This window comes from Chamaesiphon sp. (assembly GCF_041737865.1).
GTDB lineage: Bacteria > Cyanobacteriota > Cyanobacteriia > Cyanobacteriales > Chamaesiphonaceae > Chamaesiphon.
In genome coordinates, this window is sequence record NZ_JBGSQZ010000141.1 from 1 (window position 1) to 5,188 (window position 5,188).

Annotated in this window: 7 protein-coding genes and 1 pseudogene; all 8 read left to right on the forward strand. The window is 44.9% G+C overall.

Annotated features, from left to right (window positions below):
• A pseudogene (locus ACEW9J_RS10490) lies at positions 1-1,587 on the forward strand (hypothetical protein); the annotation flags it as partial.
• 576 nt (positions 1,588-2,163) lie between these two features.
• Complete coding sequence (locus ACEW9J_RS10495) at positions 2,164-2,394, forward strand: hypothetical protein (protein WP_373545067.1); 231 nt, start codon at positions 2,164-2,166, stop codon at positions 2,392-2,394.
• A gap of 181 nt (positions 2,395-2,575) precedes the next feature.
• A complete protein-coding gene (locus ACEW9J_RS10500) occupies positions 2,576-3,340 on the forward strand; it encodes a hypothetical protein (RefSeq protein WP_373545068.1) in 765 nt (254 codons plus the stop codon).
• Between the two features lie 32 nt (positions 3,341-3,372).
• The gene (locus tag ACEW9J_RS10505) at positions 3,373-3,618 is read left to right on the forward strand and encodes a hypothetical protein (protein WP_373545069.1); all 246 of its coding nucleotides are present in this window, start codon (positions 3,373-3,375) and stop codon (positions 3,616-3,618) included.
• A 2-nt stretch (positions 3,619-3,620) separates the two neighbouring features.
• Positions 3,621-4,295 carry a helix-turn-helix transcriptional regulator gene (locus tag ACEW9J_RS10510; protein WP_373545070.1) on the forward strand — a complete coding sequence of 225 codons (675 nt, stop codon included), beginning with the start codon at positions 3,621-3,623 and terminating at the stop codon, positions 4,293-4,295.
• A gap of 53 nt (positions 4,296-4,348) precedes the next feature.
• Complete coding sequence (locus ACEW9J_RS10515; protein ID WP_373545071.1) at positions 4,349-4,570, forward strand: hypothetical protein; 222 nt, start codon at positions 4,349-4,351, stop codon at positions 4,568-4,570.
• A gap of 28 nt (positions 4,571-4,598) precedes the next feature.
• Positions 4,599-4,895 (forward strand): hypothetical protein, encoded by a 297-nt coding sequence (locus ACEW9J_RS10520; protein WP_373545072.1) that lies wholly within the window; start codon positions 4,599-4,601, stop codon positions 4,893-4,895.
• Positions 4,880-5,071 (forward strand): hypothetical protein, encoded by a 192-nt coding sequence (locus ACEW9J_RS10525; RefSeq protein WP_373545073.1) that lies wholly within the window; start codon positions 4,880-4,882, stop codon positions 5,069-5,071. Before ACEW9J_RS10520 ends, ACEW9J_RS10525 begins: the two co-directional genes overlap by 16 nt.
• Positions 5,072-5,188: the final 117 nt, after the last annotated feature.

A 5,188-nucleotide genomic window follows, 5' to 3' on the forward strand; every position in this document is an offset into this window, starting at 1 on the left:
TTTCGCGCTGTATATGCGACGATCGCGTCACACTGGTTCTGTCCTCCCCAGATACCGGAACACCGCTATAAAGCCGAAATTCAGGGGCATCTGGAAATTGTCAATGGCGTGAAGCGACCTAAGTACAATTCTCGGAATAACTATGATGACTACGCGATCGGTGACGGCAATGGCAATCGCAACGGCAGACTCGGTATTAAATTAGGCACACTCCCCAATCTCCAAGTTTTGAAAGAATTCACGGACAAAAACCCCCAGGAAATAACTCCCATGCAAGCAGCAACAAACGTCGATAATCACCAGTTACCACCATCCACGATCGCTACTCCCAGCACATCACAACTAAGTCCACTCCAGGCGGCTAATCTCCAGAAATCGAAGGAGTGCAAGGATAGTATCGAACGGGGCTACAAAGCCATCGTGCATCTACTAACCCCCGAAACCACGAACAACCACCGGATGGCGATGATTAAGGAATGGATCGCTGCCAACAGCCCTGCAATCCCGCCCTCTGCTAATACCTTTAGAAAATATCGCGAGATTTGGCATCCAGATTTTAACAATGAGAATTTAGCAGTTTTGGCAGATGAGGCGATTGCTAATGATAATTTGGATAGCGCGATCGACCAAAGTGAACTGCCGACTGCCGCAGAAATTGCTGGCAACAATACCGCAGTCATCGCTCATGAAACATCCACAGTCGTTATTGAAGCTCCCCCCAAGCAAGATTCGATCGCCAGACATACTGCTACATCGATAACCGAGCTTGAGCAAAGCTCGATTGTGAAACCAGACCCTAACATCACTTGGTTTATTGGAATGGTCGATGAACTAAAAGCAGAGATCGCCAATCTCAAGTATCAGAATGATGTCCTGAATATAGCAGCAATCTCCCTAGCCGACGATGCAACTAACGAGCGAATCGTTAGCAAAGCCGATCCTCTAGAGCAAGCAGCTTTCGATCGACTGGTGACGGAGAATCAACATCTATCAACGGAGAATGCTCAATTACTCACCCAAAACGATCGTCTCAACCAGGAATTAGCCGAAACTAAATTACGCCTGGACTCGATCGCTAACATGCTTGCTGGTAATGCGGCATTACCAGCTTCCATCCCGCCCAACCAGCAAGCAATAGTCTCGACAACTCCGCTGAATTCTCCAACCCTTACTGTTTCGCCCTCAAATCCTCCCCTACCTAGCCCACCCCCGACAACTATTGAGGAGCCGCATCATATCTCTGTGCCCACCTCGCCCAAGAAGGTTAACTGGACTCCCCACACCGAAGCTAGTATCAATCGGGCGATCGATGCAATTTTGAAATGGAATGAAGATAACACTACCGACAAGCTTCGTGCTTCGGTCGAACTCTTGAGTCCTCTGTGTCGAGCAATGGGCGCAGCTAGTCGTGCGGCGATTTCTGCCGTTCTCAAGAGTAGAGCAGAGGAGCTTTCACTTCACTACCAAACTTACAAAATTGGCGAACGCGACAACCGTTTTGTCGATCTATCAGTGGTCTTACCAGTGGTTGCTAGAGATTATCTCAAGTTGGATAATTGGTTAGATGCTGTCCCCCGCAATAATTGAGTCGGTCGCATCATTTATTAGAAATCACTACCAAGCAATTTACCAGTTGTGAACTAGCGAGCATCATCTTTCTTTGCGCTTACGCGATTCGGCTTTAGATCTATCTTTGACAATCGGAATTTTAAAAATGACAAGATACAAGTACAGACTCAAGAACACAAAAAGTTCTTCACACCTATATGGTAATTGCGAGATATGCAATAAGTATGTTTCTGAAGTATTTCACCTAACAGAGCTAAAAGAATATCAACCGAATCGATGGATTGCTTATGAATCAGGAGGGATGATTTTTGGACACGAAAGTTGCGTGATGATTAAAAAAAGGGATGGTGCGATCGTATTTTCAGAAATTGACGAAGTTGAAAGAATAATCAGTATTGTTGACACGAACATCGTTTCACATAGCTAAATTTCTCCCCAGCGTCGATCGAAACAGAATCGGTTGGTCTGTGAAACGCGAATATCCCCATCCCCATAAACGATTCTCTTCTAGTTAACTTTCGATTGCCGATCGTTTAGATCGGCAATCGAAAGTTAAGCTCGATCGACAAACCCTATCACCCAATAACCATCAACATGATTTACACCGACCGAATCAAAGCAGAACGTGAATTAGCCGTAATATTTGGTACAGACCTAGACCAGGACAGTTGGGAAGCTCAAATTTCCCGCCTGATTGCTCAACAGCAACGGGAAATTATCTGGTGCAATCGGATGTTAGTTGAGTTCCCCGAAGAGGAGATTGCCATCCGCCATCTAAGATCCGAAAGCATCAGCAAAATTACTGGCTGGTGCAAAGAAGCCTAATTCTTGCCAGCCGGACATATTAATGGCAGAGCAATTCTAGATCTCTAGCTTATCCGATCCCCAAAGCGATCGTCCACGATTCCGGCTTTGACATCTCTGCCTCCCTAAATACTATGGTAATTTATTGACTAATCTAAATTACCATGATATTATTATATAATATCATGGTAATTATAGAGTTATGCAGCAAATTATCCTATCTTTGTCCAACAGCCAGTACTCGATCGCCAGCCCCTATGATGAATGGTTTGTGGGTCGAATCAAGCTAATCGATCGGAGCTTCCGCATCTGGGAGAAGCCAAACTGGAAAATCCAAGATAGCAGTTACAACTCTCAGCCAGTGGTCGAATATCTCCGCGATATCTGCCAAACAGCAGCAGCCAGACTCAACATCCCCTTTCTCGATCGGACGATTGCTGCATCCCCAATCGACCAAATTAAAGCACGAGCGGCGATTACAGTCGAACGATTCAATAAATTAATAGATTTATGCGATCGGGTAGAATTCAACAGCTTCCAACTCAAAATCGAGCCAACTGGACTGACGATCCATACTCACAAAATGCTCGACCGAGATGACTACCAATCCCTCAGATCGATCGCTGACAAAATGGAAACCACCAAAGAATTTTACTTTGAGCTAAACGATGTAGAGATCGTCAAGCTCTGGCAACATACCGCCATTGCCAATCCACAATTAATCAAACTAAAAGTATTAAAATCCTTTCCTAATAACGTTCAAATAACCTGGGATTCCAACACTATTAAATATATCTGCTCCCGAAATATAGAAAGCAACTATTCGATCGCCGCCATTGTCGATCGAACACCAGCCTATGCAATCCCAGTTAGTAGAATTATTAATCTGCCCCGGCTGATCGACAACACTAATGGAACAGTAAAAAGTCCAAGAAAAAACCATCTCAGCCAGCAAAAATTCAGCTAGTAGCACGAATTAAAAAAAGCGGTTCAACCGCCTTGGCGATCGGGAAAAATCTGAGCACTACAGCCGAAATCGCCGAAAAACTCAACAAGTATTTCCGCGTCGAGCATATCCGAAAATTACCCGACGGATGGAAGGCATCAGCCAAGCAGCTCGATCTAGCCAAAGATTATGGCTTCACCCTGCCTGAGCACCATACCTTTGTCAGTCCATCAGAAGGAGAACAAGAAAACGTGAAAAAATACCGTTCTCTCTCCTTAATTAACTTATTTTTAAAGTAACAATGCAAATTATTCTCGACGATAAATACCGACAGCAATTATCAACCCTCTTAAAACTCGCAGGATTCCGCTGGGGCAAGCGGGGGAACCCCACCACTGCCCTTGTCGCGATTGCCACTGGCACCCACAAGTTAATTCCCACTACTGGGAATCAAGCGGGAGTCGAATGGATCGAACCCGTAATGGAGACGATCGCCGCAGAAATTCCACTGGCGATCGAATACCAATCTCCCAGCGGTAAAACCGAGACTTTTATCGCCGAATTTCTCGAAATCGTCTGGCACGAACGGCAATACTACCTAAATATCTGGACTCAATCACGATCGTCAGACCCAGATTTACCTCGTAACAGATGTCTCCGGTTCGATCGAATTGGCTCGATCGAACCCAAACCTCAAGTTCAATGGCGATCCGCACTAGACACAATCGTCGTTGAATTCAATCTACATAATGGATTAGCCGCCAGTTATGAGCCAAAACCAGGAGATATCGCCAGCGATCGACTAGACAATAAATTAGTAGTCCGTCGGCATATCAACAATACTTTCTGGTTTATCCGCGAAATAATTGTCTATGGCGGCGACTGTGAGGTGATCTACCCACCATCAGTCCGAAGCTTGGCAATCGAGCGGCTTAAATCTGCACTCGATCGCTATCAAATTGAATGTCGATCGTAGCCCTGTGCGCTTACGCGGATCGGGTTTAGAACCTAAGTGCAAGCGCAAAATTAATGAATATCTCATCACAATGGCATCAATCTCCCGATCGTGACATTTGGGAAAAAGGAGAAGCCCAAACCTACGAAAACGTTGCGGTAACGTGTCTGTTGCCTCACGTTTACGCAAGTCATTTTTGGCGACCTGAGAGTATTAATCTAACGTCCTATAAATCTAGCTGTCAAAAACAGCAGCGATTCGAGCAATCATTTACTACCTTTTTACTCGCTAATTAACTTGGAGGCTTTATCTACTTTATCTACTATGAATGAACCAAAATACATCTATCGATTAGAGCAAGTTGAGAATGGTGGAAGCAAAATCATTGGTGACTTCAGTACTCTTCACCAAGCAATGAATACTGGTCGCACCCCACTCAGTTGGGGTACGTGGTCTGAGTCAACTTACGCATTGGTCTACAATCTCAACCCTAATAAATTACCAGCCGATCGCGCCTACGATCGCCTCAGAGCTATGAGCTACCACATTGAACGCTACATCACTGAAACTGCCCCACTCAATCCCCTAATTACTATCAAAAAATTATGTGCAAAAACTTAGTCAGAACTCAACTTACCCGCACAACTACCGCGATCGACTGGTCGCAAGTCATGTGTGAAAATGGTGACTCTCCAGAAAAATTCTCTGGCAAAAATGAAGCAATTCGCCATGCTAGATGTCGCAGAATAGTTTACGACTCGATCGAGCAAGTTCAATTTCGCTATGAAACCGCCTAGGCAATCTTTAAAGACGATAAATTCCTCAACGGCGAGGGCACATTCTCACAATTTAAGGATTACCATTCTTGCTATCGGCAAACTACCCTCTATCCCGATCGCACACAAACCGATAAC